26 protein-coding genes, 1 tRNA gene and 1 other annotated feature are annotated in these 25,930 nt (G+C 38.6%); of the genes, 3 read left to right on the top strand and 24 right to left on the bottom strand.

Annotated features, from left to right (window positions below; all coding sequences use genetic code 11):
* Positions 1 to 220: 220 nt before the first annotated feature.
* From I2F89_RS04805 to rplU, 8 genes are all read right to left on the bottom strand, one after another.
* Positions 221 to 1,135 (bottom strand): PTS system mannose/fructose/sorbose family transporter subunit IID, encoded by a 915-nt coding sequence (locus I2F89_RS04805; RefSeq protein WP_019724014.1) that lies wholly within the window; start codon positions 1,133 to 1,135, stop codon positions 221 to 223.
* A gap of 16 nt (positions 1,136 to 1,151) precedes the next feature.
* On the bottom strand, positions 1,152 to 1,958 hold the full coding sequence (locus I2F89_RS04800) for a PTS mannose/fructose/sorbose transporter subunit IIC (RefSeq protein ID WP_071865919.1): 807 nt from the start codon (positions 1,956 to 1,958) through the stop codon (positions 1,152 to 1,154).
* A 32-nt stretch (positions 1,959 to 1,990) separates the two neighbouring features.
* The gene (locus I2F89_RS04795; RefSeq protein ID WP_071865918.1) at positions 1,991 to 2,962 is read right to left on the bottom strand and encodes a mannose/fructose/sorbose PTS transporter subunit IIA; all 972 of its coding nucleotides are present in this window, start codon (positions 2,960 to 2,962) and stop codon (positions 1,991 to 1,993) included.
* Positions 2,963 to 3,062: 100 nt separating this feature from the next.
* Positions 3,063 to 3,554, bottom strand: coding sequence for a mannose/fructose/sorbose PTS transporter subunit IIB (locus I2F89_RS04790; RefSeq protein WP_066026051.1), 492 nt, complete (start codon positions 3,552 to 3,554; stop codon positions 3,063 to 3,065).
* A gap of 163 nt (positions 3,555 to 3,717) precedes the next feature.
* Positions 3,718 to 6,573, bottom strand: coding sequence for a sigma-54-dependent transcriptional regulator (locus I2F89_RS04785; protein ID WP_195513649.1), 2,856 nt, complete (start codon positions 6,571 to 6,573; stop codon positions 3,718 to 3,720).
* A 378-nt stretch (positions 6,574 to 6,951) separates the two neighbouring features.
* Positions 6,952 to 7,245, bottom strand: coding sequence for a 50S ribosomal protein L27 (gene rpmA / locus I2F89_RS04780; RefSeq protein WP_010736011.1), 294 nt, complete (start codon positions 7,243 to 7,245; stop codon positions 6,952 to 6,954).
* Positions 7,246 to 7,257: 12 nt separating this feature from the next.
* Positions 7,258 to 7,602 carry a ribosomal-processing cysteine protease Prp gene (locus I2F89_RS04775; protein WP_010736012.1) on the bottom strand — a complete coding sequence of 115 codons (345 nt, stop codon included), beginning with the start codon at positions 7,600 to 7,602 and terminating at the stop codon, positions 7,258 to 7,260.
* Between the two features lie 28 nt (positions 7,603 to 7,630).
* Complete coding sequence (gene rplU / locus I2F89_RS04770; protein ID WP_019723824.1) at positions 7,631 to 7,939, bottom strand: 50S ribosomal protein L21; 309 nt, start codon at positions 7,937 to 7,939, stop codon at positions 7,631 to 7,633.
* Between the two features lie 20 nt (positions 7,940 to 7,959).
* Positions 7,960 to 8,039 (bottom strand) — a sequence feature (ribosomal protein L21 leader region).
* A gap of 127 nt (positions 8,040 to 8,166) precedes the next feature.
* On the opposite strand from rplU, the gene I2F89_RS04765 reads away from it, so the two are divergent.
* Positions 8,167 to 8,811 carry a uracil-DNA glycosylase gene (locus I2F89_RS04765; protein WP_071866973.1) on the top strand — a complete coding sequence of 215 codons (645 nt, stop codon included), beginning with the start codon at positions 8,167 to 8,169 and terminating at the stop codon, positions 8,809 to 8,811.
* A 70-nt stretch (positions 8,812 to 8,881) separates the two neighbouring features.
* Here the strand turns inward: I2F89_RS04765 and I2F89_RS04760 are convergent, their stop codons facing one another.
* The 4 genes from I2F89_RS04760 to I2F89_RS04745 all read right to left on the bottom strand — a co-directional run bounded on the left by I2F89_RS04760 (position 8,882) and on the right by I2F89_RS04745 (position 12,277).
* On the bottom strand, positions 8,882 to 9,256 hold the full coding sequence (locus I2F89_RS04760; protein ID WP_071866974.1) for a MerR family transcriptional regulator: 375 nt from the start codon (positions 9,254 to 9,256) through the stop codon (positions 8,882 to 8,884).
* An 82-nt stretch (positions 9,257 to 9,338) separates the two neighbouring features.
* Positions 9,339 to 10,973 (bottom strand): SulP family inorganic anion transporter, encoded by a 1,635-nt coding sequence (locus I2F89_RS04755; RefSeq protein ID WP_195513640.1) that lies wholly within the window; start codon positions 10,971 to 10,973, stop codon positions 9,339 to 9,341.
* Positions 10,974 to 11,096: 123 nt separating this feature from the next.
* Positions 11,097 to 11,456, bottom strand: coding sequence for a DUF1304 domain-containing protein (locus I2F89_RS04750; protein WP_071866976.1), 360 nt, complete (start codon positions 11,454 to 11,456; stop codon positions 11,097 to 11,099).
* Positions 11,457 to 11,671: 215 nt separating this feature from the next.
* Positions 11,672 to 12,277, bottom strand: coding sequence for a GNAT family N-acetyltransferase (locus I2F89_RS04745; protein WP_071866977.1), 606 nt, complete (start codon positions 12,275 to 12,277; stop codon positions 11,672 to 11,674).
* Positions 12,278 to 12,423: 146 nt separating this feature from the next.
* Between I2F89_RS04745 and I2F89_RS04740 the strand changes: the two genes are divergently transcribed.
* On the top strand, positions 12,424 to 12,960 hold the full coding sequence (locus I2F89_RS04740) for a TetR/AcrR family transcriptional regulator (RefSeq protein ID WP_195513639.1): 537 nt from the start codon (positions 12,424 to 12,426) through the stop codon (positions 12,958 to 12,960).
* 71 nt (positions 12,961 to 13,031) lie between these two features.
* On the opposite strand, the gene I2F89_RS04735 is transcribed toward I2F89_RS04740, so the two are convergent.
* From I2F89_RS04735 to I2F89_RS04720, 4 genes are all read right to left on the bottom strand, one after another.
* Positions 13,032 to 13,382, bottom strand: coding sequence for a hypothetical protein (locus I2F89_RS04735; RefSeq protein WP_195513637.1), 351 nt, complete (start codon positions 13,380 to 13,382; stop codon positions 13,032 to 13,034).
* Between the two features lie 440 nt (positions 13,383 to 13,822).
* Positions 13,823 to 13,896: transfer RNA gene (locus tag I2F89_RS04730), tRNA-Arg, on the bottom strand.
* Between the two features lie 316 nt (positions 13,897 to 14,212).
* Positions 14,213 to 14,896, bottom strand: a complete 684-nt coding sequence (locus I2F89_RS04725; protein WP_071866980.1) for an O-methyltransferase — start codon at positions 14,894 to 14,896, stop codon at positions 14,213 to 14,215.
* Positions 14,897 to 14,975: 79 nt separating this feature from the next.
* The gene (locus I2F89_RS04720) at positions 14,976 to 15,506 is read right to left on the bottom strand and encodes a signal peptidase I (RefSeq protein WP_071866981.1); all 531 of its coding nucleotides are present in this window, start codon (positions 15,504 to 15,506) and stop codon (positions 14,976 to 14,978) included.
* A gap of 200 nt (positions 15,507 to 15,706) precedes the next feature.
* Here I2F89_RS04720 and I2F89_RS04715 point away from each other — a divergent pair, with 200 nt between their 5' ends.
* Positions 15,707 to 17,539, top strand: coding sequence for a hypothetical protein (locus tag I2F89_RS04715; RefSeq protein WP_195513635.1), 1,833 nt, complete (start codon positions 15,707 to 15,709; stop codon positions 17,537 to 17,539).
* A 224-nt stretch (positions 17,540 to 17,763) separates the two neighbouring features.
* Here I2F89_RS04715 and I2F89_RS04710 read toward each other — a convergent pair whose 3' ends face one another.
* From I2F89_RS04710 to dltA, 8 genes are all read right to left on the bottom strand, one after another.
* On the bottom strand, positions 17,764 to 18,768 hold the full coding sequence (locus tag I2F89_RS04710; protein ID WP_071866983.1) for a lipoate--protein ligase: 1,005 nt from the start codon (positions 18,766 to 18,768) through the stop codon (positions 17,764 to 17,766).
* 13 nt (positions 18,769 to 18,781) lie between these two features.
* Positions 18,782 to 19,522 carry an MBL fold metallo-hydrolase gene (locus I2F89_RS04705; RefSeq protein WP_071866984.1) on the bottom strand — a complete coding sequence of 247 codons (741 nt, stop codon included), beginning with the start codon at positions 19,520 to 19,522 and terminating at the stop codon, positions 18,782 to 18,784.
* Between the two features lie 61 nt (positions 19,523 to 19,583).
* Entirely contained in the window at positions 19,584 to 20,378 is a 795-nt protein-coding gene (locus I2F89_RS04700; RefSeq protein WP_195513633.1) for a DUF975 family protein, read from the bottom strand.
* Positions 20,378 to 21,460, bottom strand: a complete 1,083-nt coding sequence (locus I2F89_RS04695; protein WP_010736030.1) for a M42 family metallopeptidase — start codon at positions 21,458 to 21,460, stop codon at positions 20,378 to 20,380. The genes I2F89_RS04700 and I2F89_RS04695 overlap by 1 nt, the downstream gene beginning before the upstream one ends.
* Positions 21,461 to 21,691: 231 nt before the next feature.
* Complete coding sequence (gene dltD / locus I2F89_RS04690) at positions 21,692 to 22,957, bottom strand: D-alanyl-lipoteichoic acid biosynthesis protein DltD (RefSeq protein WP_195513631.1); 1,266 nt, start codon at positions 22,955 to 22,957, stop codon at positions 21,692 to 21,694.
* Positions 22,958 to 22,959: 2 nt separating this feature from the next.
* Positions 22,960 to 23,193, bottom strand: a complete 234-nt coding sequence (dltC, locus tag I2F89_RS04685; protein WP_071866988.1) for a D-alanine--poly(phosphoribitol) ligase subunit DltC — start codon at positions 23,191 to 23,193, stop codon at positions 22,960 to 22,962.
* A gap of 27 nt (positions 23,194 to 23,220) precedes the next feature.
* Positions 23,221 to 24,426: a D-alanyl-lipoteichoic acid biosynthesis protein DltB gene (dltB, locus tag I2F89_RS04680; RefSeq protein WP_195513628.1), complete on the bottom strand. Its 1,206-nt coding sequence runs from the start codon at positions 24,424 to 24,426 to the stop codon at positions 23,221 to 23,223.
* A complete protein-coding gene (dltA, locus tag I2F89_RS04675; RefSeq protein ID WP_142432934.1) occupies positions 24,426 to 25,925 on the bottom strand; it encodes a D-alanine--poly(phosphoribitol) ligase subunit DltA in 1,500 nt (499 codons plus the stop codon). The genes dltB and dltA overlap by 1 nt, the downstream gene beginning before the upstream one ends.
* Positions 25,926 to 25,930: the final 5 nt, after the last annotated feature.

The raw sequence follows: 25,930 nt of genomic DNA, 5'->3' as shown, positions 1-25,930 counted from the left end.
TAATTTCGCGTTTTTTACTTCTATATCAAAGACATCTTATCATAAATAGTATGCCTTTTCGAGCATAGATACTACCTCTAACAAACGGTTCTCCACAATCGTCCACCATTTGATCAGAAGAGAGATGAAGTAAAGTCTCGTCGCATTCTATGAAAAAAGCTGCAACAAAAATCAATGATCGATTTCTGTCACAGCTTATTTAGTCTTTTATTGCCTTAGATTACATTAATCCGATCAAGTGGAATACAATACCCACTACGAATAATCCAAGAATGATAACGATTGGTGAAACTTTTTTCTTCAGTAACCACATACAGAACAATGTTAGTAACAACGCAGCTAATCCAGGGATCAAGCTGTCTAAGTTGTCTTGTAATGTTGTTACTTTGTAGTCAGATAGAGAAAGTCCAGCTGCTTGTTGTTCCAACGCACTCTTGATACCTTCTGCACCTGCAGGTAAACTACTCCAATCAATGTAAGCACCTTCGTCAAGTTTAACGCTTGATACTACTGGCGCAAAGCCAATTGATACCCAACGGTTAACTAATGAACCTAAGATGAACATACCTAAGATCGAAGCACCTTTAGTAATGTCTTGCAACAAACCACCAGATAAATCTTCTGTGATTTTAGAACCCGCTTTATAGCCGAATTCTTGTGTGTACCACATAAATGCCATACGGATGATATTCCAAGCGACGAAATAAATGATTGGGCCTAAGATATTTCCAGCCATCGCTAGAGAAGCAGCTAGAGCTCCAAGGATCGGTCTTACTGTAAACCAGAAGACTGGATCACCGATACCAGCTAAAGGTCCCATCATACCAACCTTAACCCCTTGAATCGCAACATCATCAACAGGTGCGCCATTTGCACGTTCTTCTTCCAGTGCAAGAGTCACCCCTAGAATTGGTGAAGCAACATATGGGTGAGTGTTGAAGAACTCTAAATGACGAGTCAACGCAGCCGCACGGTCTTCTTTTGTTTTATATAATTTTTTGATCGCTGGGATCATTGAGAATGCCCAACCACCATTTTGCATACGTTCGTAGTTCCATGATCCTTGAAGGAAAGTCGAACGCAACCAAACAGAAATACGATCTTTTTTAGATAATTGAATTCTTTCTTCTGCCATTTCGTGAACGCCTCCTTTAATAGTTATCGATGATATCGCCTAGTGGGTCACCAGTATTTGAGCTTCCGCCGTTACCTGAACCACCTTGTTTAGAAAGTGCCAAGTAAATAAGAGCTAAAGCAATACCGATTGCGCCTAGACCGATAAGAGTGATTTCTGATACAGTTGCCAATACAAAACCGATTGCAAAGAATGGCCATACTTCTTTTGTAGCCATCATGTTGATAACCATCGCGTAACCTACAGCAACGACCATTCCACCACCGATAGCTAAACCGTCTGTCAACCAAACAGGCATAGATTCAAGTAAGCTTCTTACTGGACCTTCACCGATTGCTAAGATCAAACCAGCAGGGATCGCAATACGAACACCTTGCATACAGATAGCAACGATATGCCATAATTCAACTTTTCTAAAGTTACCATCTTTTGCAGCAGCATCCATCAAATGAACAAACGCTGTCGCAATCGTACGACAAATGATTGTTAATAATAAACCAGCAACAGCAAGTGGCACAGCAATCGCGATTGCTGAAGAAACGCCGGCTGAACCTTGACCACCTAAAACTAAAATAATTGCAGATGCAACAGATGCCAATGCAGCATCGGGAGCGACAGCGGCACCGATATTTGCCCAACCTAAAGCGATCATTTGTAATGTACCACCCAAGATAAGACAAGGAACTAGATTTCCAGTTACTAAGCCGATCAACGTACATGCAACAACTGGTTGATGGAATTGAAATTCATCAAGAATTCCTTCCATACCAGCTAAAAATGCAACGATGATGACTAAGATCACTTGAATAATATTTAAATCCATGATAGTAATCCTCCATTTTTTCTGATAATTAATTAAGCACGATTTTTTAATTCATCTTGCGCTTTTTTCAAAATTTCATCCATGTTTCCTTTAGAGTCATTCGGTACTTTACGTACATCGAATTTCACGCCAGATTCTTTCAATTTATTGAATGAATCAATATCGTCTTGACTGAAAGCAAGTACTTTATTTGGTTGTACTTTACCTGGAGAATGCGCCATTGATCCGACGTTCACTGTTTCTAATGGTACGCCACCTTCAACTGCACGTACGACATCTTGAGGATTTTCAAACAATAGCAATGCGCGTTGGCCGCCAAAATGTTGATCATCTTTTGCAAGTTTGATCATTTGTTCAACTGGTACAACGTGTGCTTTTACACCAGGAGGCGCAGCTTGTTGAATCAATTTTTTGCGTAACTCATCTTTTGCTACAGCATCAGATACAACGATGATCCGTGTTGGATTTGTTGTTTTTGTCCAAGCAGTTGCTACTTGTCCATGCAACAAACGTGAATCAATACGTGCTAAAACATAAGTGAACTTACCAGGTGTTCCTGAAGGTGCAGCTTCTTGTGCCGCAGCTTTTGTTTCTACTACTGGTTCTAATTCTTCCGGTTTGACTTTCACGCCTTCTTTTGCTGTTTCAATGATATGAGCAGCAATTTCATGTGCTGATTCCATTGAAAAACGTGAAGCATATGCTTCGATCAGCATAGGCAAGTTCAAACCACTTACGATTGCCCACTTATCTTTGTGTTCTTCAAATAATGTGTTTGATTGATTGAACGGTGTTCCGCCCCATAAATCAACTAAGAATAAGACTTCGTCTTGGTTATCGAAGGAAGCGACTGCTTCTTCTAATTTGGCTCTCAAGTCATCTGGACCTTCACTCGGTTGTAAAACAACAGCTTTGACGTTTTCTTGTTCGCCAAAGATCATTGAACCCGACTGTAAGATTCCTTCAGCAAATTGCCCATGACTTGCTAGGATAATCCCTACCATATTTATACCTCCTACTTCTTTTTGTTGTAACAAAATCAAAAATAAAAATAAGTGCTTGCCTTTGACAACAGATACATTTGACCGTTACGCAACAACAATTTTATGCTTTCTTGGCTTTGGTCAGTAATTCCATTAAAAAGATTTTCCGATCAGCAGGCACCTTCCGAATCTCCAACTCCACACCTTGACCATCCAAAAAATGAAAGGCTTCGATATCTCGTTGATCGACGGACACAAAATTTGTGATCATGGTCTTCCCTTCAGAAAAACTCATTCCCCCGATATTTAGAGAATCAATTCGGACACCACTTCGGACAATTTTCTCAACGTCTTTAGGATTAGTAAATAAAAGCATCACTTTCGTTCGCGCTAAGAGTCCACTCTCAAAGATCTGGATCATCTTTTCAACAGTGATGACATTTGCCATGATCCCTGGTGGAGCAGCTTCTTTTAAAAGAAACTTTCTTAACTTGTCTTTCGCTACTACGTCACTTATGACGATGATACGTTCAACGCCAGTCAATTTAGACCAGACAGTTGCAACTTGCCCATGGATCAAACGATCATCTATACGTGCTAATCGAATATCCATTCGTAAATCTCCTTTTTATTAAATCACTACTCAAAACATCTCCCCACTTCTGTCGGAAGAATTTCCGTTAAGCACACTTTATTAAAAGCAAGAACCGTGCCAACTTTTAAAAGATACACTGCTTTATTTAATGGTTTCTTATACAATACACAAAAACGACACACTATTTTAGTGTATTGTTTTTGTGTATATCTTCATTAGTGTATTCTTTTTTCTCTAAATGGTTAGTGATCATTTTCAATAGATAATACACTTCTTCTAACGGAAACTTGACTTTGATCTTTTCTTCTAAATCATTTAGTGGCTTAACAATTTTAACATAGAGCGGATCGTTTTTAATCGAACGATTATCTTGATTTTCTAAAGAGAGCGGTTCATTTAAGATGACACGTTCAATCATTCCCGCCGCATGTAGAACAAGGTTGATCATAAATCCGTATTCTTTTACATCAATGCTTGCTGAATCCATTAACCCATCTGCAAATTTCCATAGAGGATCGATTAACTTTTCTCCATTGATAAATGTAAAATTATCTGCGATAAATGACACACATGTACTTTTGGCTGTTTCTTCATTTAATAAAACATCTTCGGTTTCATCTAACTCTGACTCTAACAGTAATTGATCTAAAATCACCTCAATGTTTTGATCAATAAATCTTTCCAAAGGAATGAATGGTGCATCGATATGCGGGTCCGTGATCCCAGTCGTCGCAATGATTTGGTAATTTTTTTGGATCTTTGGTAGCTTAGTTTTCAAATCGACGATAGACAAAGCAATCACTTCCAATTGAGCTTCTTGTCTTTTACTGACTGCACGCTCGATCAACGATTTGATTCGCTGTGCTGTTCCCTCTCCTGAGGCACAGATGGCCACTACGGCTTTTCGTTGCTTGTCGTCCGCTTCTGCAACATTTCCACTTGAGACTTCAGCATACCCTCGGAAATTCTTCAAGGATTCATAAAGCAAGTCAAGATCTGTTCCCAGCACCGACACTTTACGTACTGTTTCTAAAACTAAAGAAGTCGTGACCATATCGACTGTTCGGACAGGGATACCCGTATCTTGCTGTATCTGAGCATTGAAAGACGCAAGCGAACCCATGTCCACCAGAAGAATCGTACCACTTCCCTCATCTACTTCTTGCACACTCCGCTCAATCCGACTTAAAGCAGTTTTCGGGTCCATGTCTAGTGGCATATCCACCGCCCGGACGTTATCCGCATCTAGCAACTGTTGAACCACTTGCACCATACTGCTTGCGGTACTATTGCCATGTGCAGCCACAACGACCCCGATTCGACCACTTGCTTGATTGGCTCGTAATGAAACAAGCAATACAGTTAAATAGTAATCTTCACTTTCTGGGATTTCCACTTGGAAATACATTTCGATATGTTGCCGTACTTCTTTCGCCAGTGCGTATTCCTCAGGAAAATCAATGGCCATTTCTCGGATATTATCATTCGTATGCCGTTCTTCTCCTAAATGGATTCGTTTTAGAAAAGAACTGATATGCAGACTCATCGCATAAATAAAATTTTGTTGAAACTCGTATGGCAAAGATTGCTTCACCATGAGATAAATCTGATTCGTTACTTCAATGATTTTAGGATCGACAAATTCCGCCAACTTATTATCTGCATTAAATGAAAAACCGTGATCTTTATAGAATGACTTTAAATGGATATTGATATCTGTTGAGATAAAATGATTGATTGCTTCTTGGTCCAAGCCATCTGACTTGAGCAAAGCAGCTTTATCACCAATAATGTCGTAAAGATTATAAGGCAACTCATAAGAGTCTGCCTGTAACTGCATCACATCATCGTTCGGAAAAACGGTGATTTTAGGATCAAGTATCTTGGATAACTCTGCCATCTCTTTTCGATTACTTGCTAGTTGAATCAACCCACTACGAATCCCTTCAGTTAAATCATCGATCGTAATCGATATTTCAGGTTTGTTCATATGGTTTAGAAATCCTCGTGCACATACCAATTGGATATTCGACTTCAACTGTCCAATGTTTCCATAAGTAACACTGCCTATTAGCGCTTTCACAACATCTTCTGTTAAAGAAATTTTTCTTTGCGTACGATTCGCTTCGTGAGCAATCATGATCTTGACTAAATCGATTTTTTCATTCGCTGGACGTCGATCAAAAGCAGGTAACTTGATATTGATCGGAATACGGCGCACAAATGTCTCAAGTAGTGCCGAACCTGGATCTTCAGTCGTTGCACCGACGATCCGAACATTCGCTTCATGAGATTTCGTTGTTTCACCCAATCGGCTATAGGTACCATGGTCCATAAAATAAAAAATCATTTCTTGTCCTTCAGGTGGGAGTCGATGAATTTCATCCAAGAAAAGCATCCCGCCGTCCGCTTGATCAATGATTCCCATTTTCTCTTCTTCCGCACCTGTAAACGCACCTTTGACATACCCGAAAAGATGACTCATCAGTAATTCAGGGTTATTAGCATAGTCCGCACAGTTAAAGACGATCAACTCTGTATCTTCTTCCACCACATGGTTGGTTTTAGCAAAATGAAACATCGCATGAGCAAAATAAGTCTTTCCAGAACCAGTCGGTCCAGTGATCAAACAGTTCAACCCTCTGGGAGGATACAAAATGGCGGCTTTTGCTTGTTCCACTGAGTTTTTCATACTACCATTCGCTCCAATGATTTTGGCAAAAATATCTTTCGTATCTACTTGAAGACTCGGTTTTTTCACGTGAGTCAATTCTTCTTTATAACTAGGTACGTATTTGGATAATGGCTTTTCAATGATTGGACTTTCTTGATAGACATACCGAACCGGACGACCATCGGTTTTCTTCAACTTTCCTTCACGCACCAATTTGTTGAGATCTTTACTGCTATTAGTACGCTGGATACCCAAAACTTCCGCAATCTCTTGGGTCGTTACACCTTGATCATTTTCTTCTATAGATAAATGAGCGGTCTTTTCTTTGACATACGTATAAATTCGGTCAATTCGTTTTGCCAATATTTTCGCCCCTCTTCTCTTGTCCTTAAAACCTAATACTATTGATTTAATCACTATTCGTCAACTATTTATATCAAAAAGAAAACAAGACACGCTCAAAACAAAAAAAGAACATTTGTTGTTTATTTATTAAGCAATTTAGACAAGTCTAAACGTGTACTATTTTTTCAGATAACAGAAAACGATTATCTCTTTTTTACTTTGCGGGATATCTTTTCCAGTTAGAACTAGCGAAAATAGTAAACCAACTATTTTTACAGCCAGTCATTCTCCCAACGCAAAAAAGCCTGACTCTGTTTGAGCCGGAAATCATTAGTGATTCAGAAAAAATGAAAAAACTCTATCCCTCGCTAGGCAAGGAATAGAGCCAACTGTTCATTAAGCTTCTTGAGCTACTGGATAAACAGACACTTGTTTTTTGTCGCGGCCTTTACGTTCGAAACGAACAACACCGTCAACTTTAGCAAATAAAGTGTCATCTCCACCAATACCTACGTTCACACCTGGATAAATTTTTGTTCCGCGTTGGCGGTAAAGAATTGATCCACCTGTAACTGTTTGTCCGTCAGCACGTTTTGCACCTAGACGTTTTGATTCTGAGTCACGGCCGTTAGATGTAGAACCGCCACCTTTTTTGTGGGCAAATAATTGTAGATTCATTGTTAACAACATGGTCTGCACCTCCTATTTATCATTAATTGTTTTTGTTTGGATATATTCTGGGTTTTCAGCTTCGATCGATTGTAAACCTAATAGGAGATTCTCCAATAAGATTTCCGCAATATTGTTTTGCTCTTGTGTCAATCGTGAAATTACTTCGACGTACAAATAGCCGCCTTCTTCTTCATTCATGTCAACAATCGGTTCAAAACCAGCTAATGATGAAATCCCATTGACAGTGCTGATCGCTAAGGCAGAAACACCTGCACAAACGATATCACTTCCGTAAGGACCGGCATCAGCGTGCCCAGTCAAAGTAAATGAAACGATTTGACCAGCGTCATTTCGTTTAAATGTCCCTTTGATCATTGTTTAGGCCTTCTTTCTCAAACGCAGATTAAGCGTTGATCGCGTCGATAACCACTTTTGTGTATGGTTGACGGTGACCTTGTTTACGGTGTGAGTGTTTTTTAGGTTTGTATTTGAAAGTAACGACTTTCTTTTGTTTGCCGTGTTTTTCAACTGTACCTTCAACTGTTGCACCAGAAACGGTTGGAGCGCCTACTTTCGTAGTTTCGCCACCTACTAAAATAACTTCGTCAAATACAACCTTTTCGCCTGCTTCAACGTCAAGTTTTTCGATGTAGATTGTTTGTCCAACTTCAACTTTTACTTGTTTACCACCTGTTTTAATAATTGCGTACATGCTTTAAAGCACCTCCTTATTTTCATACTTAGACTCGCCATCCAGAGTGACAGGGTGTCCTGTACTTAATCAAACTCATTCTGTGCGGTTGTAGCTGTGGAGACCACAATTACAACATTACTAGAATAACAAATCCTACTATATTAGTCAACAACTTTTTTATTTTGCCAATCATTCGTCAATTGAACGATTTCTTTCTATAATGGATGAGAATAGGAGTTGATACTATGGATTACCCAAAACATTTGATTGACGAAGCAACTCGGCGTATTCAAGGACACCGCGTGGAAGGATTTGTCGCTGGACAAGGCCCTATCCGACCCAAATTGATGTTAGTTGGCGAAGCCCCAGGTAAAACAGAAATTGAGAATCACATTCCATTTAGCGGCCAAGCTGGCAAAGAGTTGATGAATGCACTAAAATCAGTAGGGTTATCTCGGGATGAAGTGTATATTACTAGCGCTGTCAGAAGCCGTCCTTATCGAATCGTCCAACGCATCAATGGACGGACAAAAAAATCAGAGATCGTTTATCCGAATCGAACGCCAAGTAAAACGGAAGTTTTTGCTCATGCACCAATCTTAGATTACGAACTACAACATATACAGCCCTCTTTGATTGCCACGCTAGGCAATATTGGACTGCAACGTTTATTAGGTAATGGCTATACAATTTCAAAAAATCACGGAAAACTATATACCGGACCAGTCTTAGAGTTAAATCCACCGCATGATGCTTATCAATTTTCCACTAAACAGTATCGTGTTCTTCCACTCTTCCACCCAGCGGCCATTTTTTATAATCGAACGCTGACAGAAACGATTTTAGAAGATTGGCAAAAACTTGGAAAAATACTTGCTGAAAAAAAGTAAAGACAGCAAAAGAACCAACCAGTCTCACAAATCATGATCGATTGGTTGGTTCTTAGTTTTAGCGACTAGATCAAACTAAGATTGGATCTCCTTTGACTAAGTCTTGATTATAACGCGCGATTTTCTTTTGGAGACGTTCCTGACAAGCTTGCATCTCTGCAATTTTTTTTGCCAATTGTTCACTTTCTTCCATAAGAAGATCCCTACGAGCAAGGATTGTTTCATCACCGGCGCTATATAAACGAATATATTCAGTCAAAGATTCGATCGACAAACCCGCACTACGCATACATAAGGTGAAATCGACCCAACGTAAATCTTCTTCAGTATAATCCCGGATACCTCCGTTTGTTCGGTTCACCGGTGGGATCAAACCGATTCGTTCATAGTAGCGTAACGTATCCGCAGAGATTCCTTTTTCTTCACTCACTTGTTTGATGTTCATCCATTCCTACCTCCCAAACGTCTATAAACTTATTTTACCTTAGAACAGGCGGCAGTCACAATTTTTTTAGCGAACCAACTGACTATATTTCACTATCTAACATAGTTTGTTTGTGTAAAGAGGCCAGCGCATGAGCCACCGTAAGATGTTGTTCTGTCTTTTGTTTTTCCCAAAGATGTTGCAATTGCTTTTCCACTTCTGGTTGTAACGAGGTGTAAATAATCGTTTGTTCTTTTATAGCAGCTTTTTCTTGAAATTCTTCAAATAAACTTTGCGCCGTCAAATCAATACTTGGCACCCCACGCATTGAAAAAATGATTCCTTCTTTATCTGCTAATTCTGTTAACGTCGCTTTCAATCGTTCGGCGGACATGAAGAATAAAGGACCACTGATATAAACAACTGCCCAATTATCCAACTTTTTCGTTTCCGGCAAACTCATTCGCTGCCAGTCGATTTCCTCTACTGAAATCGTGATGGCTGCACTCTTAACAATAAAAAATACACACCCACTGATAATTCCTATAACGATCGCAATACTAAGATCAAAAATCACTGTACACCCCATCGTCAAGAAAAATAGAAGAAGCGCTGACCAGTATCTTTTAGCGAATAGTTCTTTGATTGTTTCCCATTCATTCATACGCCAAGCAGTGACGATCAATACGCCTGCTAATGCTGGCATCGGAATGTTCGACATGATTGGTGCAAAAATAAGCATGGATAGAAACAATACGATTGCATGGATCATTCCAGCTACTCTGGTTTGAGCACCGGATTTGATTGCGACACTCGTTCGAGCAATGGCTGCTGTAGCTGGAATCCCACCAAAAAATGGTAACAGTAGATTACCAATTCCTTGTGCTACTAACTCTTGATTACTATCTAACTGACAATTCGCCATTCGGCCTGCCGAGGCACCACACAACAAACTTTCGATCATACCTAACAGTGCAATGCTGATTGCTGGTACAATCACTGTTTGGATCGCTGACAAACTAAAATCACCAAGTACCAAACGGTTACTACTGATCAATGTTTGGGGAATTTCCCCTACGGTCGCAATTGGCCAATCAACGATCATCATCAACGTAGTTGTGAGGATGATTGCCAACAATGAGCTTGGTATCTTTTGCCCCCATTTTTTAGGATAGATCAGCATCCCAATAATGACCAAACTCCCCATTAAAATCGTTGGCAAAGAAATTTCAAAGCCTAAGTTTGGATAACTAGCCAATTTTTCCATCACATTGGCCCCTTCTGAGTGAACACCGAATAAATTATCGATCTGACCTAAAGCAATAATGATTGCAATACCAGAGGTAAACCCTGTGATGACAGGTGCAGGGATAAATGAAGTCAGCGTTCCTAATCGCAAGACACCCGCAGCGAGTAAAAGAACTCCAGCCAAAAAAGTAGCCAGCAAGACACCTTGCATTCCTTGTTTTGCGGCAATCGACATCAAGATTGCTGCCATCGCGCCAGTAGGACCAGAAATCTGATAGAACCCACCAGATAAACCACCAATGACTAGACCAGCAATTACAGCAGTGATCAGACCAGCAGCTGCATCTGCCCCACTTGAAACACCGAAGGCTAAAGCGAGTGGTAAAGCAACCGCCGCGACTGTAATACCTGCCAATAAATCTTTTTGAAATACCGAAAGATTATAACCAGAAAATTCTTTTTTCAATAAACCAATATAATTCTTTAACAACACTACTACCCCATTTTCATAAAAAATTGATGAAATGCACGTTACAGGATAGCATATTTTGTTGATTAAAGTAAGTTTTTTCACAAACTTTCATAATTTTTTCAGCTGTTTTTCTATTATATCCTAAAAGAATAATGTAATGAGTGCAATCGCTGCTAACCCACCTTGTTTGACGATGATCAAGCGATCACTAGTCAAGCTACCATAAGCAGCTACAAGTAAAATATAGATCAGCAATAGCCCCGTGATTTCTTTTGGTGCATTTGAAAAATAAGCACCGTATACTAATGCCACACCAAGTAAACCATTATAGATCCCCTGATTCTTAAATAAAGTCTGTACCGACTGACGTTGTAATTCTTCCTTCGGCATGTTGAATACTCGACTAGTTGTGGCAGATTCCGTCGCAAAAGTTTCAATATACATGATATAAAGAAATTCCAAGGCAACAAGTGTAACTAAAATTTGAGATAATAATGTCATCTATTTTCTTCCTTTCTAACATCGGTGATTGATCGTTTTTTTAGCTGGATCATTGCTGTGATTGACCAAACGAAAACGATCTCTCTTTGATTATAAAGGAACTGTTGTTTTTTTTCTGCAACTTACTCTTACAAATCAAGCGTATAAAAATACAAATAAACGCCGACTCATCACTGAGTCAACGTTATACGTCGTCTAATCACTAGAGTTTTCGATCATAAGGTGGTGCTTAGTAAGTAACAGGTCATTGATTCTCCTCCACCTAGATCGATTGGTTGGCGACCAAAAATGGTGAATCCTTTTTTTAAGTAAAATTGGTAGTTGCAGTTAGAGTCTGTATAGAGAAATATTCGCTTATTTTTATAACGTTTCTCTATTTCTTCTAACAAGCGTGAGCCAATCCGCTTACCTTTCAATGTGGGATCAACGGCAAAATAAGTGACTTCGCCTTCTGGATGATTAGATGCAAATTCATGATACATTGTTTGATTGGCTTGATCATAAATACCTATTGCATCTTGATAGCCGGTCAATCCCATCAATTTTTCCACTACGTTGATAAACAGGCGTCTTCCCCATGAAACAGATACTTTCGTTTCCCCATCGAAGCGAGCAAAAAGAAAGCCGACAAATTGACCGTCTAGATACGCACCTAATGTGACTGTTGATTTCATCAATGCACCTGTAAGTGCATACTGACGATAGAGATAAAGTGCGATAGGATTTTCTGTATAGCTCGAAAAATTCATCCCTTGTGCTGCAAATTCACTTGCTTTATTTAAGTCTTTTCTATCAATTGAACGAATCGTTAATTTTTCCATATCCATCTACTCCTTTTGAAACAAAACTTTCTTTCTTTACGTAACTTTATTATAATTACTTAAAAAGTGACTTCCTATAGGCAATGATTCAACATCTGTCCAATAATGAACACTTAGAAAGATACTGTCTAAAAAAGGAGATACAAATGGATCGTCGAAGCAAAAGAACGAAGCACGCAATCAAACAAGCCTTTTTAGATTTAACGAAAGAAAAACCCATCAATAAAATCACGATTGCGGAGCTTTCACAACAAGCAGATATCGGGAGAGGGACGTTTTATACTCACTATGAGGATATCTATGATTTGCGTTCAAAAATCATTGAAGAATCGATTTGTACACTGACAGATATCTTCGATCAAACTTACCCCAACAAAGAGCAATATGACTTTCGCCGATTCGTCCATACTTTAGTCAATCATGTAGATGAGAACAAAGCTGTTTTTCACTTTTTCTTCAATGATTTCATGGATGATGAACTCTCTGTCCAACTTACACAGATCCTGATAAAAAGAGTCATGGACGAAGAACAATTAGATGTGAAAGATATCAAAAATAAAGTAGAGGTTCTTTTTTCTATTTCCGGCACTACTAGTGTCCTGACTGAGTGGATCAATGGAAATCTAAACGTGGAGAAAGAAGAATTGATTGCTATTTTAGATAACATCATCACACGGTTTTAATAAAAAAGAAGAACGACTATGCAACGACAATATCGTTGCTAGTGTTCTTCTTTTTTTCGTAAGTGATATCCTTACTCGAGTTGCATCAAAAATTCTCTTTGTTCATCACCTAAAGGGATGATTTTTTTCATAATACGAAACCGCCAATGTTTACTGCCGGTGGAAAAACGCCAGATAACTGATAAACCGCCACCTAATGTTACTTGTTCCTCTCCGATCGCTGTGCGTTCATACGTGAGATGATCAATAACCTTCGTTTGAAAAAAATTCAAAAATAAAATCGTCACTTTTGTCTCATCAATCAATAGAATTGCTTTACTACTGACACTGTCCATACTCTGAGATTCCGCAAAACAGCGAAACATTCCTGATGATCGATACGGACCTGTTAAACGATCCATCCATTTTCTTGTGATTATCATTCGTCTTTTCCTTTGTCCTCTCCTGAAATATGCCGTTCAATGTTCGACTTAAGAAACGTTGGTCACACTATCTGATCAGACAGTTTCTTTTGATAGTTTATTTTATCATAGATGTCTGATTTTCCTAGATTAATCAAATGAATGTATTTCAAAAAAAGGGAGCGACAAAAAAAGACTTCTAATTGACAGAAAACTACTTCACGTTATTCCATATCTTACACTATCTCTTAGGAACACATTCCAAAATATCTTTTTTACGGCAAGCACTTAATCATACACCGTGGAAATTGAAAAAACTGTAGCAAAGTCTTTAACTGACGTGCTTTCAGAAACAAAATCATCATATTCATACTCTTAGGATTTTTAACATTTTGGTTGGCACAAATTTGGCACAATCTACAAAAAAACCGCTAGAAACAAAAGTTTCTAACGGTTTTTTACGTCACAGGAGGGATTCGAACCCCCGACCGTCCGCTTAGAAGGCGGATGCTCTATCCAGCTGAGCTACTATGACAGCTTTAGCGGAACAAAAATAATTATAGATAAATTGAAAGCTTATGTCAATACAAAATAGTTATTTTATGAAACAAAAATTTTTATCGTACTTTTTTCTTACAGATTTCACTATAAAAATACAGGCACAATTTTCATATTGTACTTTTTTGCTGCGATCGACTTGTCATTTTAACATGGAACATGAACGTCTGTTTCGTTCAAAATAGTAAGGCAGAACTTGATTGGATTGATTCCCTACTTTCAACCTCTGCCTTGCTATCAATGAAATCGACTTAGCTAGTATTCTTTTGAATCTTTGCTAAAAAATCTGGCAATTATAAGTCGATCGTTTCTGCCTCTTTCGTGATCAAAATCACACCATCACCCAAAGGTAACAACGTAGAGGTCAAATCCGGATGTTCCATGACCACGCGTAGAAATTCATTCAATTTACGATGGATTGCTCGTTTTCCTCTTGGGATCTCTTCATCTGACAGAAGAATCGTCCCTCCTTGAAAAATATCATCAACCATCAAGACGCCGCCTTTTTTCAACACACGAAGGCATTCAGGCAAGAATTCGATATATTTTGATTTTGCACTATCCATAAATATAAAGTCATAAGGACCAGTCAATGTTGGCAAAATATCAGCCGCTTGGCCTTCCAATAATGTCACTCGATCCGTCATCTCTAAACGCTCATACGTCGCTTTCGCTTTTCTGATCATTACGTCAAAGCGATCGATCGTCGTCACATGACCGTCTTTTCCAATAACTTGCGCCATCAAACTAGATGAAAATCCAATCGCAGCTCCGATTTCAAGTACTTCTTTTGGTTTGATCTGTCCTAATAAAAACTGCAAAAAGACGACCGTCTCATGAGGAATGATCGGCACTTCCGCCGCATGTGCTTCCTCTTCGACTTTCCCCAATTCTCCAGTTAACTGTTTTTGTTTTGTCCGCATAAAATCCAATAACTCTTCTTTTACAACGGGACGATGCATCATTTCATTACGCATACTTCCCCTCCTCTTCCAAACATTATACGAAGAAACCTATCTTTCGACAAGAGGGAGAAGCTGGTAAATAAAAATATGATTATTGCATGTCAGAAAAAAAATCAGTTTCTTTCTCTCGGCGTTTTTTCAGTTCAAGGTAGGTATGCCAAGCTGTAATGGAAGACAAGCATACAGCGATTCCTAAGAATACCCATTTCATCCAATTGAACGCATGCCGTGAGAACAATAACCCTATGTACGGGATCTTGAATACAGGCGTGCCAATAATATTACGATCTCGTACTGCTTCAACTTCGATTTGCGTTTTTCCATCAGCTTTCGTGTAAAAATACTGGTGTTGATCTTCAATAGCAACGACCCTTCTTGTCACGATATGTTTACCTGAATTTTCATAGTAGGTGATCACATCTCCAACTAAAATCGTATCTGTCTTTCTTTTCTGTACATAGATCAGACTTCCTTCTGCATAAGACGATGCCATCGCTTGATCATCAATGATATGCGGTGTCAGTCCAAATACTCGAGGGAGCAGCACGACACACAAAATGATTGCTAGAAGAACCACTAACGAAATCGAACTGAAAAAAGTTATTTTTTTATAGATAGGCACATTGAACCTCCTTAAGAAACATTTTATTAAATCTATAATATAATAACGTAATTTTTTTTACAATATTAATACTCAGTTTGAGCATTCTCTATAAAAAAATAAAGAAACGAACAAAAAAACTATAAAAATACCTAAAAATTGACTGTTAAATGAAAAAAGTTTACTCTGGAATTAGATAATTTATTAAAGGAGATTTGTCTATGGTTCTTTTTAATAACGTACGTAATAAAATTATACCATTCTATACGAAAATCAAATGGAGCATACTTATTATATTTGCATCGTTATTTATAATAAGTATCGCTTATTTTTTTCATTACCTCTTCACACCAATTGACAATAAACAAATGTCTCAGATTGATGATTCATGGGTCTATTATTCCGAGAACGATCCTTATTTTCAGTTCGACAGTAACCATATCGACTACATGCCGTCCATCGACAAGAATGAACCATTTATAATGGAAACTACTCTACATAAAGAATTGGCGGATGCCAATCTCTTGATCAAAGGCAACCATCAATGGCTAAGTGTCTCATTAGATGACACGCTACTCTACAGTCGCTCCAAAGAAAGCGCACGAAACAATCCTGGATTGTCTTTATCGATCATCGATCTACCAGAATCCTATGTGGGCAAGACGTTGAAAATCGTTGTTTCCTCGCCTTATCAAAATTATGCTGGTCTGACACCCAAAGTTTATTTGGGAACTACCAGTCCAATGATCAGCTTCATTTTTTCACAATCGATCCCACAAGTCATCGCGATGATCTTGGCTTTCGTCATTGCCATCGGATTATTGATCTGGACTAGCTATATTCTCTACAGGCATAATAGATTAGATCGTTCATTATTGATTTTGAGCCTATTTTCTTTCGTGCTTGGATTTGAATCGATTTCGGAAGATATCTTGAGCGGTGTTCTTTTTGAACCAATCGTACATTCGATTTTTTCACACTTATTTGCAATCTTGACTTCTATACTGATTATTTTTTACTATCAGTCCAAAATGACGAACTATCAGAAATGGTATGGTTATTTCTGCTATTTCCAAACATTTGTTTTTGCCAACATCTTAATTTATGCATTATTTTCAGATTTTGAATTACCCGAATTGATGCCCTTTGCTAGTGTTGTTAGTGTTGTAAGCACCTTAGTTACTTCTATAGCAAGTATCGGTGAAGCATATAAACAAAATCGTTTTTTCACTGTATGTAGTCCTTGGATCGTTTTGATCGCTATCTTTCATTGTATGTTTTATATTCAAACTGCCTTAGGGATCGGGCATTCGATCATCAACTGGTCCACGCTCTTATTTGCGATTCTCCTGATTGTTATTGTCGGATACAACATCATGGAGAATATCATGAAAATCGATAGTTACCATAAAGAACGGCTTTTCTTACAAACTAAAACAGATCTGATCGAAACACATTATACAAAAATCCAAGCACAGATCCAACAAATCGATCAAGCAAAAAATGACTTTGTTGTACAAATGGAAGAACTGAGTCAATTGATTGATAAAAATGAACAAGACGAAGCGAAAACTTACTTAGAACGGATCGTAGACGAAACAAGACGATTGGATTTGTCTCTTTTTCCGACAGGTCACCAACTAACCAATTTGATTTTGGCTAGATATCAAGAAGTCGCTGCTAAAAAGAATATCAAGGTTGATTTTCACACCCATATCCCAGCTTCCTTACCGATCCATGATGAAGATTTCACACAATTACTCATCCATATTCTAGAGCACTCGTTTCGCGAAACACAAGCCATTGAAAATCCTTTGCATCGAGAAATCTATTTATCGATCCAAGAAATCAATTCTCACATCCAGATCCACTGTGAGCACAGTACACACTATGAGAAAAATATTTTTTCAAAAGATGTGACAGAAGAATTGATACGACAGGAACAGTATGACTTGATGATGATCCAGAACACGCTCGAAAAATACAGCAGCACCTTGATCCAAGAAAAAGATAAGTGGGTCGATCGCCTAAAAATCAATATATCCCCTGGCTAAAAAAGACCTTCAAAAGCAGTCAACCGGCTGTTTTTGAAGGTCTTATGATCTATTCAAGATTTGTCAGATCTGGGACATTAGTTATCTTATCCCCGTACAACCAAATAAATGATGTTCCAGAAACGGACATTCAACATCAAACTAAAAAATTGTAAAACGTGAAAAACTATTTTTCAATTTTCTATCTTACTTCCTAGGTCAAGACGCTTCTGGCACAACCTTATTTAGTACAATAACTCCAATAAATCTTGTGCTTCGATCGCACCAAAATACTTCTTGATATCGATCGTTTCAACTGCGTCTTGTAAGGTAGCTTTATCATATTTTAACCCTGTCAACACTTGTTCAACATCTTTGATATCTCCTAGACCAAAGAAATCGCCGAAAATTTTTACATCCTCGATGATCCCTTCTGAGACATTCAGATGTACTTCGATCGAGCCAATTGAAAAGCGTTTTTGGCGTGAAAAGTTGAAATCCGGTGATTTTCCATAATTCCAATCCCAATTTCGATAATACTGCTCAGAAATTTGATTGATTTTTTCCCAATCTTTTTCTGTCAATTCATAAGTTTTTACTTCTTCTACTGAAGACACCCCAAAGATTTTCAAAAGAATGTCTTCACGAAATTCTTCTGTTGTCATTCCTTGTTTTTCCTCAGGTAAGAATGGTTTGATATTTGTAACTCGCGAACGAATCGATTTGATTCCTTTAGATTCGATTTTTTCTTTTTTGACTTTAAGCGCATTGACTACCTCATCAATGTCTGAATCGAACATGATCGTTCCATGTGCAAACATTCGACCATTTGTAGCATACATAGCATTCCCTGAAAACTTCAAGCCATCGATCACCAGGTCATTACGTCCTTTTAATTCGGCACCTGAAATACCTAATTCGTGTAACGCTTGAATGATTGGTTTAGTCACCTTCGCAAAGTCACGGAACGAATCCCCATCATCTGGCATGATGAAACTGAAATTCAAGTTACCAAAATCATGATACACAGCCCCACCACCGCTTAAACGACGTACCACATGGATGCCATGCTCTTCAACATATTCACGATTGATTTCTTCGATCGTATTTTGATTTCGACCAATAATGATTGACGGTTCATTGATGTAAAATAGCAAGATTGGTTCTTCTAATGGCATCTCTTGCAGTAAAAAGGTCTCAATTGCTAAATTCACTCTTGGATCATGGTTTTCATTTGGTACAAAAATCATTCTGCTCGTCCTCCTATATGTCAAACACTTTATCGACTTCAGCTAAAGCAACTTCGATTTCTTCTCCAGCCGCTTCTTTTGCTTCATTCTCTAATTGTGTTAGGTCCCCAAATTGTGGCAAGTGTGTCAAAACCAGTTTTTTGACTTTTGCCGCTTTTGCGATCTCCCCGGATTCTTTTGAAGTGAAATGCGCTTTATGTCGCTCATTTCCTGCAAAAAGATACGTGTCCGCCAAAAAGAGATCCGCCTCTTTAGCAAATGGGATGAAACTCTCTAAATAGCCAGAATCTCCTGTAAAAACAAATACTTTTCCGGTGGCTCTTTCGACAATACGCATGGCATAACAAACCACTGGGTGAATCGTTTCCAAGAAAGTGATCGAAAATGGTCCGACTTCAAGTTCTTGGGTTGGATCATATGCCACCCCTTGGGACACTCCCGGCATTGTCAATTGTTCAAAATGACTGGCATCTTTCGTATGTCCATAGATTGGTAATATCTTTTCTTGATCTCTGTTTGGATGCAATTGCCACTCATATTGCAAGACACCTAGATCTGCGATATGGTCATGATGATAATGGCTGATGATCACAGCATCTAAAGCAAGCGGATCAAGATGGTCTTCCAATTTCACAAGCGTTGCGCTCCCTGCATCAATCAACAAATTAAATTGATCAGCTTGCAACAAATAACTCGTCGTTCCTTGTTTTTTATAAGGATATGCACCTAAGCAACCTAAAACGGTTAATTTCATGACTGATTCCCCCTCAAAAACTTATGCTACCACAATTTCTTATTTTCATAAGGAAAACTGCTTATCCTAAGTTAAAGTATTCCATTGGGCTACCTTTTTCAATACGGGCTTGTTCGTAAAACTGTGCAATCGACACATTGACGTAAGCAATCACCCAGAGTAAACCAAAGAATAGCGCAATAAATCCGAGAATATACCAACCAATAAAGGAAAGTTGTAGGAGAAGATAGGTACCAATACGATCTTTTAATAAAAACCAAGCATATTTCAAACTTTGGATAACTGTCAGTTTCGGATAGTCAAACTTTGTCCAAGCAGCAAATTGGAACAATCCTGCAACGATCGTCATCACAAATAGCGACACGACGAATAGTAAAGTTGTAAAGATTGCAAAACTCAGATCAATCGTAAAATCATTCATCATCCCTTGTGGTGAAGCATTTCCATTGAAAAGTAAATTGATATACGTATTGAACCCGCCTATCAAAAAACTAGGCAAAAGTATAATACCGTTGATCAACCAATTGAATACGGCATTTAAAAGATTGATAAGCAGAATCGGTACAAAATATTCTTTTTGAAAAACAGCAAACAACAGATTGGATTTTGCTCGCCCACCTCTGACCACAACTAACGAGATATAATAGACCCCATAAGTAAAAGCAAAGATCAGTACGTGTTGGATCAAAAAATTGAGTATGTTTGCCTGTGTGCTATCTGTTGGGAAGATGCCCACAAAAAGCTGCTGGATGATCAACCCAATAAAGACTGAAAGGAAAATGATCCAAGCATTGATCCCCCACTGTCCTTCTAAAGATGCCCGGGCTTTTTTTCGATATTCAGAAACATTCTTCATTACTCATAGCTCCTGATTTCTGCTACTTTTTCACTATCCAAACGTTTGACTACTTCAGTAACTAACTTCACTGTATTGAAGTAATCTTCTTCATGGATGATCGATGTATGTGAATGCAGATAACGAACGGGGACAGTGATTGCAATAGATGGCACACCATTACGTGACACATGCATTTGGCCCGCATCTGTTCCCCCACCGGTGATGACAGTATATTGGAATGGAATAGCCATTTCTTCTGCCACTTGGATCACAAAATTCAATAATTTTTTATGTGGGATCATCGAAGCATCGAAAATCAAGATTTGTGGTCCTTTACCTAAAACTGAATCTGCCTCTTTCGGTGTCATCCCTGGTGTATCTCCAGCAGTACCTGTATCTAAAGCAATCGCTATGTCAGGGTCAACCAAATGAGTACTTGTGCGCGCACCTCTTAAACCAACTTCTTCTTGTACATCACTTCCAGCAAATAAGACATTCGGGTGTCCTTCTTTTGCTAGATTTTCAAGTACACGTAAAGAAACAGCTGTCCCAATACGATTATCCCATGCTTTTGCTAACAAGAATTTTCCATCATTCATTCGACGATATTCAATATAAGGAGTGACCATATCACCAGGACGAATGCCCCATTCCGTCGCTTCTTCTTTGCTTGTCGCACCGATGTCAATAAACATATCTTTGATATCATACGGTTTGTTACGAACTTCAGCAGTCAAGACATGTGGTGGTTTTGAACCAATCACGCCATGGATAATTTTTCCCTCTTGGGTCTTGATTTCTACTTGTTGTGCCAACATGACTTGGCCCCACCAACCACCTAGTGTTTGAAATTCAATAAATCCTTTATCTGTGATCTTTGTAACCATAAAGCCAACTTCATCCATATGTCCGGAGATAAATACTTTAGGGCCCTTGCCAGAATCATGTTTTGCGATGATACTACCTAAACCATCGTAAAAAATATCATCTGTGAATTGCTCTGCATATTTTTTATAGACTTTTCGTACCTCTTCTTCATTTCCTGGTACGCCACGCGCAGTTGTTAAATCAATCAATAATTGTTCTTCATTTTTATTCAAACGCTTTCCCTCTTTTCCATACTTAATAGTAGAATTATATCATTGTTCACTGATTTTGGGGCAGCATATTTGTTTGATTTATGCAGTCTTATTATCAAGCCAATCTTCGTTTTAGTTTTTTTGGATCTGCTAACATCTCAAAAACAACCCATAACATCCACTTTATTTGGAAGTTACAGGTCATTCCTCACATTTCTTTATTCGACTTTTATTTTGATTCAAATGCATCACTTATTTTTCTGGTAGTGTATCCGGGGTCTGCAATTGCCAATCTTTACTATAGAAAGCATCGTCCATCTGATAATGACTCACTGGCTGCTCCTTTTCTAAGAAGGGTTGGATGTACTGATCTGCAGTCAACCAGCCTTGCCAACCAAGATGGATCGTATCTTCCATAAAATAGGGAACACTAGCCATCTTTGTTAAGTCTGCGATATGTTGAAATCCTTGTTTCTTTAATTGATACTTGACTTTTTTGGCAAATCCTTGCAACATTTCTTGAGACAAACCAGTATAATCACTCCACTTTTCATTCACTGGTGGAAGAATGAATAGTGCTTCAGTATGTTCATTTGCTAGTTGTTGCAATAATAATTGAAAATCAGAATATTCCTTTGAAAAACGATAATCCCAGTCTTTCTGTGAGTCTTTCAACTCATCTAAATGGTGTTTGATTCGGGTATTGTAGAAATCATCTTTTAAAGCAAAAGGATTATTCTTAGTTTTACTAGCACCGATCTGTGTAGCGAGCTGACTTAGTTGCTCTTTTTCATAGCTAGTCGGTAATGGTTTGGTCGCTTGATCGATCTGTTTTTGTTTATCCGTCAAACCAATTCCACTAAATAATTCATCCTCACGCTTCAAGATGTTCCATTTGTCTTCCAAGCCCGCTAATTCTTTATCATTGGGTTTGATTCCTTTTTGTACTGTACTTAAAATCCGCGTGATCTCTTCATCTTTTGAAACGATCGAAAAACTTAATAAACGTCGCGCGAAATAGCGATCTGATGCGGTCACTTTTTTTATTGAAAACAGCCAATCCAATGTCTGTAACTCTGAATAGTGGGTACTGAAATAGTCTTCCTTCACCCCGTCTTTTACGAACCACTGAGGAGACACGATAACCACTACTTTTTTATTTCTGAGATCCCTACCAGCTGAGCGCATCATCATGAACTGGCTCAGCGATTGAGTCCCAGGGGCACCTAATAAAAATGGTTCGTAGCTCCGTTGATATTTCTGGGCTAAAACAGAAGGATGAAAGGGACTGATCCGACTCAATTCACTTGAACCAAGAAAAGGCACATACTTTTTTTCAGTAAAAGCTGTATTTTTGATTACATCCCCTCGTAAGACGTTGTCTGACATCGAACTGGCTGCTCTATGAATGATTTCTGGGTCAGCTACATTCACGCGATAAGATGAAGTGAAAAAAACCGCAATCAGTATAAACGCAAATATCACTGGACCAAAAATCGCAAACAGCTTTTTCTTCATCGTTATCCCTTCAATTCGTTGATTTGATCAATAATTTTATTTGGTGTTGCCCATTCTTCTCGGTCAAATTCTGAGACAGGAACTTGTACATCAAGCTGTCCATCCAGCTCAACTAATAATTGAACAGACCCTAGTGAATCCAATAAACCTTCACCAAACAAATCGATTTCTTTATTTTCTTTCACTTCATCTGTACCTGTAATCTCTGCTAAAATCGTTAAAACTTGTTCTTCCATATCTATTCTCTCCTTTAAACTCGTCATTTATTTAAAAAATAGTTGATCTAAAAATCCTGAAAAAATCAATAAGCTAGCACACACCGCTTGAAACGTCATGAAAACAGAAAATGCGTGGGTCAAGCGATTGGAAGGAAGTTTTTTCTTCCGTTTTTTCTTGTAACGAATCCATGCATCTGTCACACAAATCAATGTTGCATGATAGATACCATACAAAATGTAGTACCATGTCAAACCGTGCCAGACACCCATCAATAGAAACAATGCAAAGTATCCGATATTTGAAGTCACGATCCTACTCTTGAACCATTTTTTCTTCATCAAGAAGAACATCAACCGCATATACACGTAATCTCTGAACCAGAAGGACAAAGACATATGCCAACGATTCCAGAACTCTTTGATGTTCCAAGCTAAAAATGGTTTGTTGAAATTGATCGGGGTATCATAGCCCATCAAATAACTCGTACCAACCGCAAACAAACTATAGCCAGCAAAATCGAAAAAGAGATACAAACTATAGACATACATGTAACCCAATAGCCACCATGAGATTCCGCCATGAGCCAAGGCACCTTTTGATACGATGGGTAACAGTACCTGTCCCAGATAATGACCGATGATGAATTTGTATAAAAAACCCATAAACAAATGATGGACCCCTTTTTCCAACATTTCCAGATATTGTTCCTTTGTTGGTGGTTGGAGCTGATCTTTTTCAAATCTTCGATAACGATCGATTGGTCCTGAAGAAATGGTTGGAAAAAACAACAAGAACTGAATATAACGGTAAGGATGATAGGTTTTGATCATACCGTCTCTCATTTCCATGATCATTTGTACCGATTTGAATGTTAAATAGGAAATACCCAGAAAACTAAGCAGTGATCCCTTACCAGATGTTAGAAATGGTGTGACTTTCGTAATCGCTAAAGGTAGAATTGCTAGAACTACCGCTAGATAAAACCATACACTCTGATTTCTTTTTTTTCGATAAGTGAAATAACACCAAACAAGTATACTTTGCCAGATCACATAGCCAATCAAAGCAAGTCCTTGTTGCCAATACGTTCCTCCAAAGCTGATGAACAAGAAAAAGAAAGTGACAAAAACTTGATAAGTTCCTAAGCGTTTCTGGAAAAATAGTAGAGAAAAAATGATTGGCGCTAACGCGAAACTCAGTAATAGAAAATAATACGGCTCCGCATAAGGAATCATATGTGGGAGACTCATCACCTATTCACCTCAGCTGTCAATGCTTTTCGATCAATTTTCCCATTGTTCGTTTGTGGCAATTGGTCAATAAACGCCACTTTTTGTGGGATCATATAGTCCATCAGAAAATCGGTCAACCTTTGTTTGATCGAACGTATCAACTGATAATTAGTATCCGGAATCGCTTGGTTCAGTACAACAAACGCCACTAATTGTTGGACTTTCGATCCTTGATATTTGGGCACAACGATTGCTTGTTTGATTCGTTCATCTTTAAGCAACGCATGTTCAATATCACCTAATTCAATGCGGTAACCATGTAATTTCACCTGTTGATCGATTCTTCCCTCAATAAAAAGCAAACCGTCCTCTGCTAAATATCCTGCATCTCCTGTTCGATAGTTTTGATGCCCAGTTACTTGAAAGAACACTTCTTTTGTTTTCTCAGGATTGTTCAAATAGCCTTTTGACACGCTAGGACCGCTAATCAAAATCTCGCCATGATCACTTTCGCCATTTTTCAAAATGGATACAGTAGTATCAGACTTGACATAGCCAATTGGTAAACGCTCATACGTAGCCAATACTTCTCTTGTGATCAATATACTAGAGATGGCTACTGTCGCTTCTGTCGGCCCATACGTGTTGTAAATTTTGGCTGAAGGAAACCGTTCGAGTAACGCTTGCGCCGTTTTTTTCGTCAATTCTTCGCCACAGAAAATGAACGTAGTCAGTTCTGGTAAATGTCCATCGTCAAAAGATGCGTCCATCAAGCAAATATCGACAAACGAAGGGGTTGATACCCAGATGTCCAGTTTTAATTGTGGTAAAACGGCAAATAGTTTTTGAAAATCTTGTACGTTTTCCTTAAATAAGGGCTTGATGATCCCACCGGAAACTAATGCTGGATACAAAGTGAATACAGATAAATCAAAAGAGAAAGGCGCTTGTGCTAAAAAAGCTTGTCCCTCTTTGATTGAAAAATCGCTCAAGACCCAATCGACAAAGCTCACTAAGTTATCATGACTGATTTGCACGCCTTTGGGTTCCCCTGTGGTGCCCGAAGTAAAAATCAGATAAAAATTTTCATCACCTTTCACTGCATGCTCAAATGGATAACCAACTATCGAGGCGATGATCGAGCGTAGACAATCTTTTTGGATGATTGGTAGATCTGTCTCAATCTCCCAGTCGCTTAAACTAATGATCATACTAGGTTGTGCGACACGTAAAATCGCTTCGATCCGCTCCTTCGGTGTATGGGCATCAATCGGTAGATACGCATGTCCTGCTTTCACTGCACCCAAGAATGATACCACCATCTCAAACTCTAGATTGCCGAACACGACGATTGGCCCTTTCGTAGTCAAACGCTTCTCTAAGTAATAGCCTAATGCATCTGAGGAGTGCTTCAATTCTTGATATGTGTGTCGCTCCTCTGCTGTCTGATATGCGATTCTCTCTGGGTCTGCTATTCCCCAAAAATCGATCGCTGCCACGATTCCTTTTTTCTTCATCGTTT

The organism is Enterococcus sp. 1001283B150225_161107_E12, from assembly GCF_015556925.1.
GTDB classification, from domain to species: Bacteria; Bacillota; Bacilli; order Lactobacillales; family Enterococcaceae; genus Enterococcus_B; species Enterococcus_B mundtii.
This window is presented reverse-complemented; position numbering and strand designations above follow the sequence as displayed.

Bases quoted from the DNA above. Each gene is read 5' to 3' on its own strand.
- I2F89_RS04805 (WP_019724014.1), bottom strand. From the start codon at position 1,135: ATGGCAGAAGAAAGAATTCAATTATCTAAAAAAGATCGTATTTCTGTT.
- I2F89_RS04800 (WP_071865919.1), bottom strand. From the start codon at position 1,958: ATGGATTTAAATATTATTCAAGTGATCTTAGTCATCATCGTTGCATTT.
- I2F89_RS04795 (WP_071865918.1), bottom strand. From the start codon at position 2,962: ATGGTAGGGATTATCCTAGCAAGTCATGGGCAATTTGCTGAAGGAATC.
- I2F89_RS04790 (WP_066026051.1), bottom strand. From the start codon at position 3,554: ATGGATATTCGATTAGCACGTATAGATGATCGTTTGATCCATGGGCAA.
- rpmA (WP_010736011.1), bottom strand. From the start codon at position 7,245: ATGTTGTTAACAATGAATCTACAATTATTTGCCCACAAAAAAGGTGGC.
- I2F89_RS04775 (WP_010736012.1), bottom strand. From the start codon at position 7,602: ATGATCAAAGGGACATTTAAACGAAATGACGCTGGTCAAATCGTTTCA.
- rplU (WP_019723824.1), bottom strand. From the start codon at position 7,939: ATGTACGCAATTATTAAAACAGGTGGTAAACAAGTAAAAGTTGAAGTT.
- I2F89_RS04765 (WP_071866973.1), top strand. From the start codon at position 8,167: ATGGATTACCCAAAACATTTGATTGACGAAGCAACTCGGCGTATTCAA.
- I2F89_RS04760 (WP_071866974.1), bottom strand. From the start codon at position 9,256: ATGAACATCAAACAAGTGAGTGAAGAAAAAGGAATCTCTGCGGATACG.
- I2F89_RS04750 (WP_071866976.1), bottom strand. From the start codon at position 11,456: ATGACATTATTATCTCAAATTTTAGTTACACTTGTTGCCTTGGAATTT.
- I2F89_RS04745 (WP_071866977.1), bottom strand. From the start codon at position 12,277: ATGGAAAAATTAACGATTCGTTCAATTGATAGAAAAGACTTAAATAAA.
- I2F89_RS04740 (WP_195513639.1), top strand. From the start codon at position 12,424: ATGGATCGTCGAAGCAAAAGAACGAAGCACGCAATCAAACAAGCCTTT.
- I2F89_RS04735 (WP_195513637.1), bottom strand. From the start codon at position 13,382: ATGATAATCACAAGAAAATGGATGGATCGTTTAACAGGTCCGTATCGA.
- I2F89_RS04725 (WP_071866980.1), bottom strand. From the start codon at position 14,896: ATGCGTAATGAAATGATGCATCGTCCCGTTGTAAAAGAAGAGTTATTG.
- I2F89_RS04715 (WP_195513635.1), top strand. From the start codon at position 15,707: ATGGTTCTTTTTAATAACGTACGTAATAAAATTATACCATTCTATACG.
- I2F89_RS04710 (WP_071866983.1), bottom strand. From the start codon at position 18,768: ATGATTTTTGTACCAAATGAAAACCATGATCCAAGAGTGAATTTAGCA.
- I2F89_RS04705 (WP_071866984.1), bottom strand. From the start codon at position 19,522: ATGAAATTAACCGTTTTAGGTTGCTTAGGTGCATATCCTTATAAAAAA.
- I2F89_RS04700 (WP_195513633.1), bottom strand. From the start codon at position 20,378: ATGAAGAATGTTTCTGAATATCGAAAAAAAGCCCGGGCATCTTTAGAA.
- dltD (WP_195513631.1), bottom strand. From the start codon at position 22,957: ATGAAGAAAAAGCTGTTTGCGATTTTTGGTCCAGTGATATTTGCGTTT.
- dltC (WP_071866988.1), bottom strand. From the start codon at position 23,193: ATGGAAGAACAAGTTTTAACGATTTTAGCAGAGATTACAGGTACAGAT.
- dltB (WP_195513628.1), bottom strand. From the start codon at position 24,426: ATGAGTCTCCCACATATGATTCCTTATGCGGAGCCGTATTATTTTCTA.
- dltA (WP_142432934.1), bottom strand. From the start codon at position 25,925: ATGAAGAAAAAAGGAATCGTGGCAGCGATCGATTTTTGGGGAATAGCA.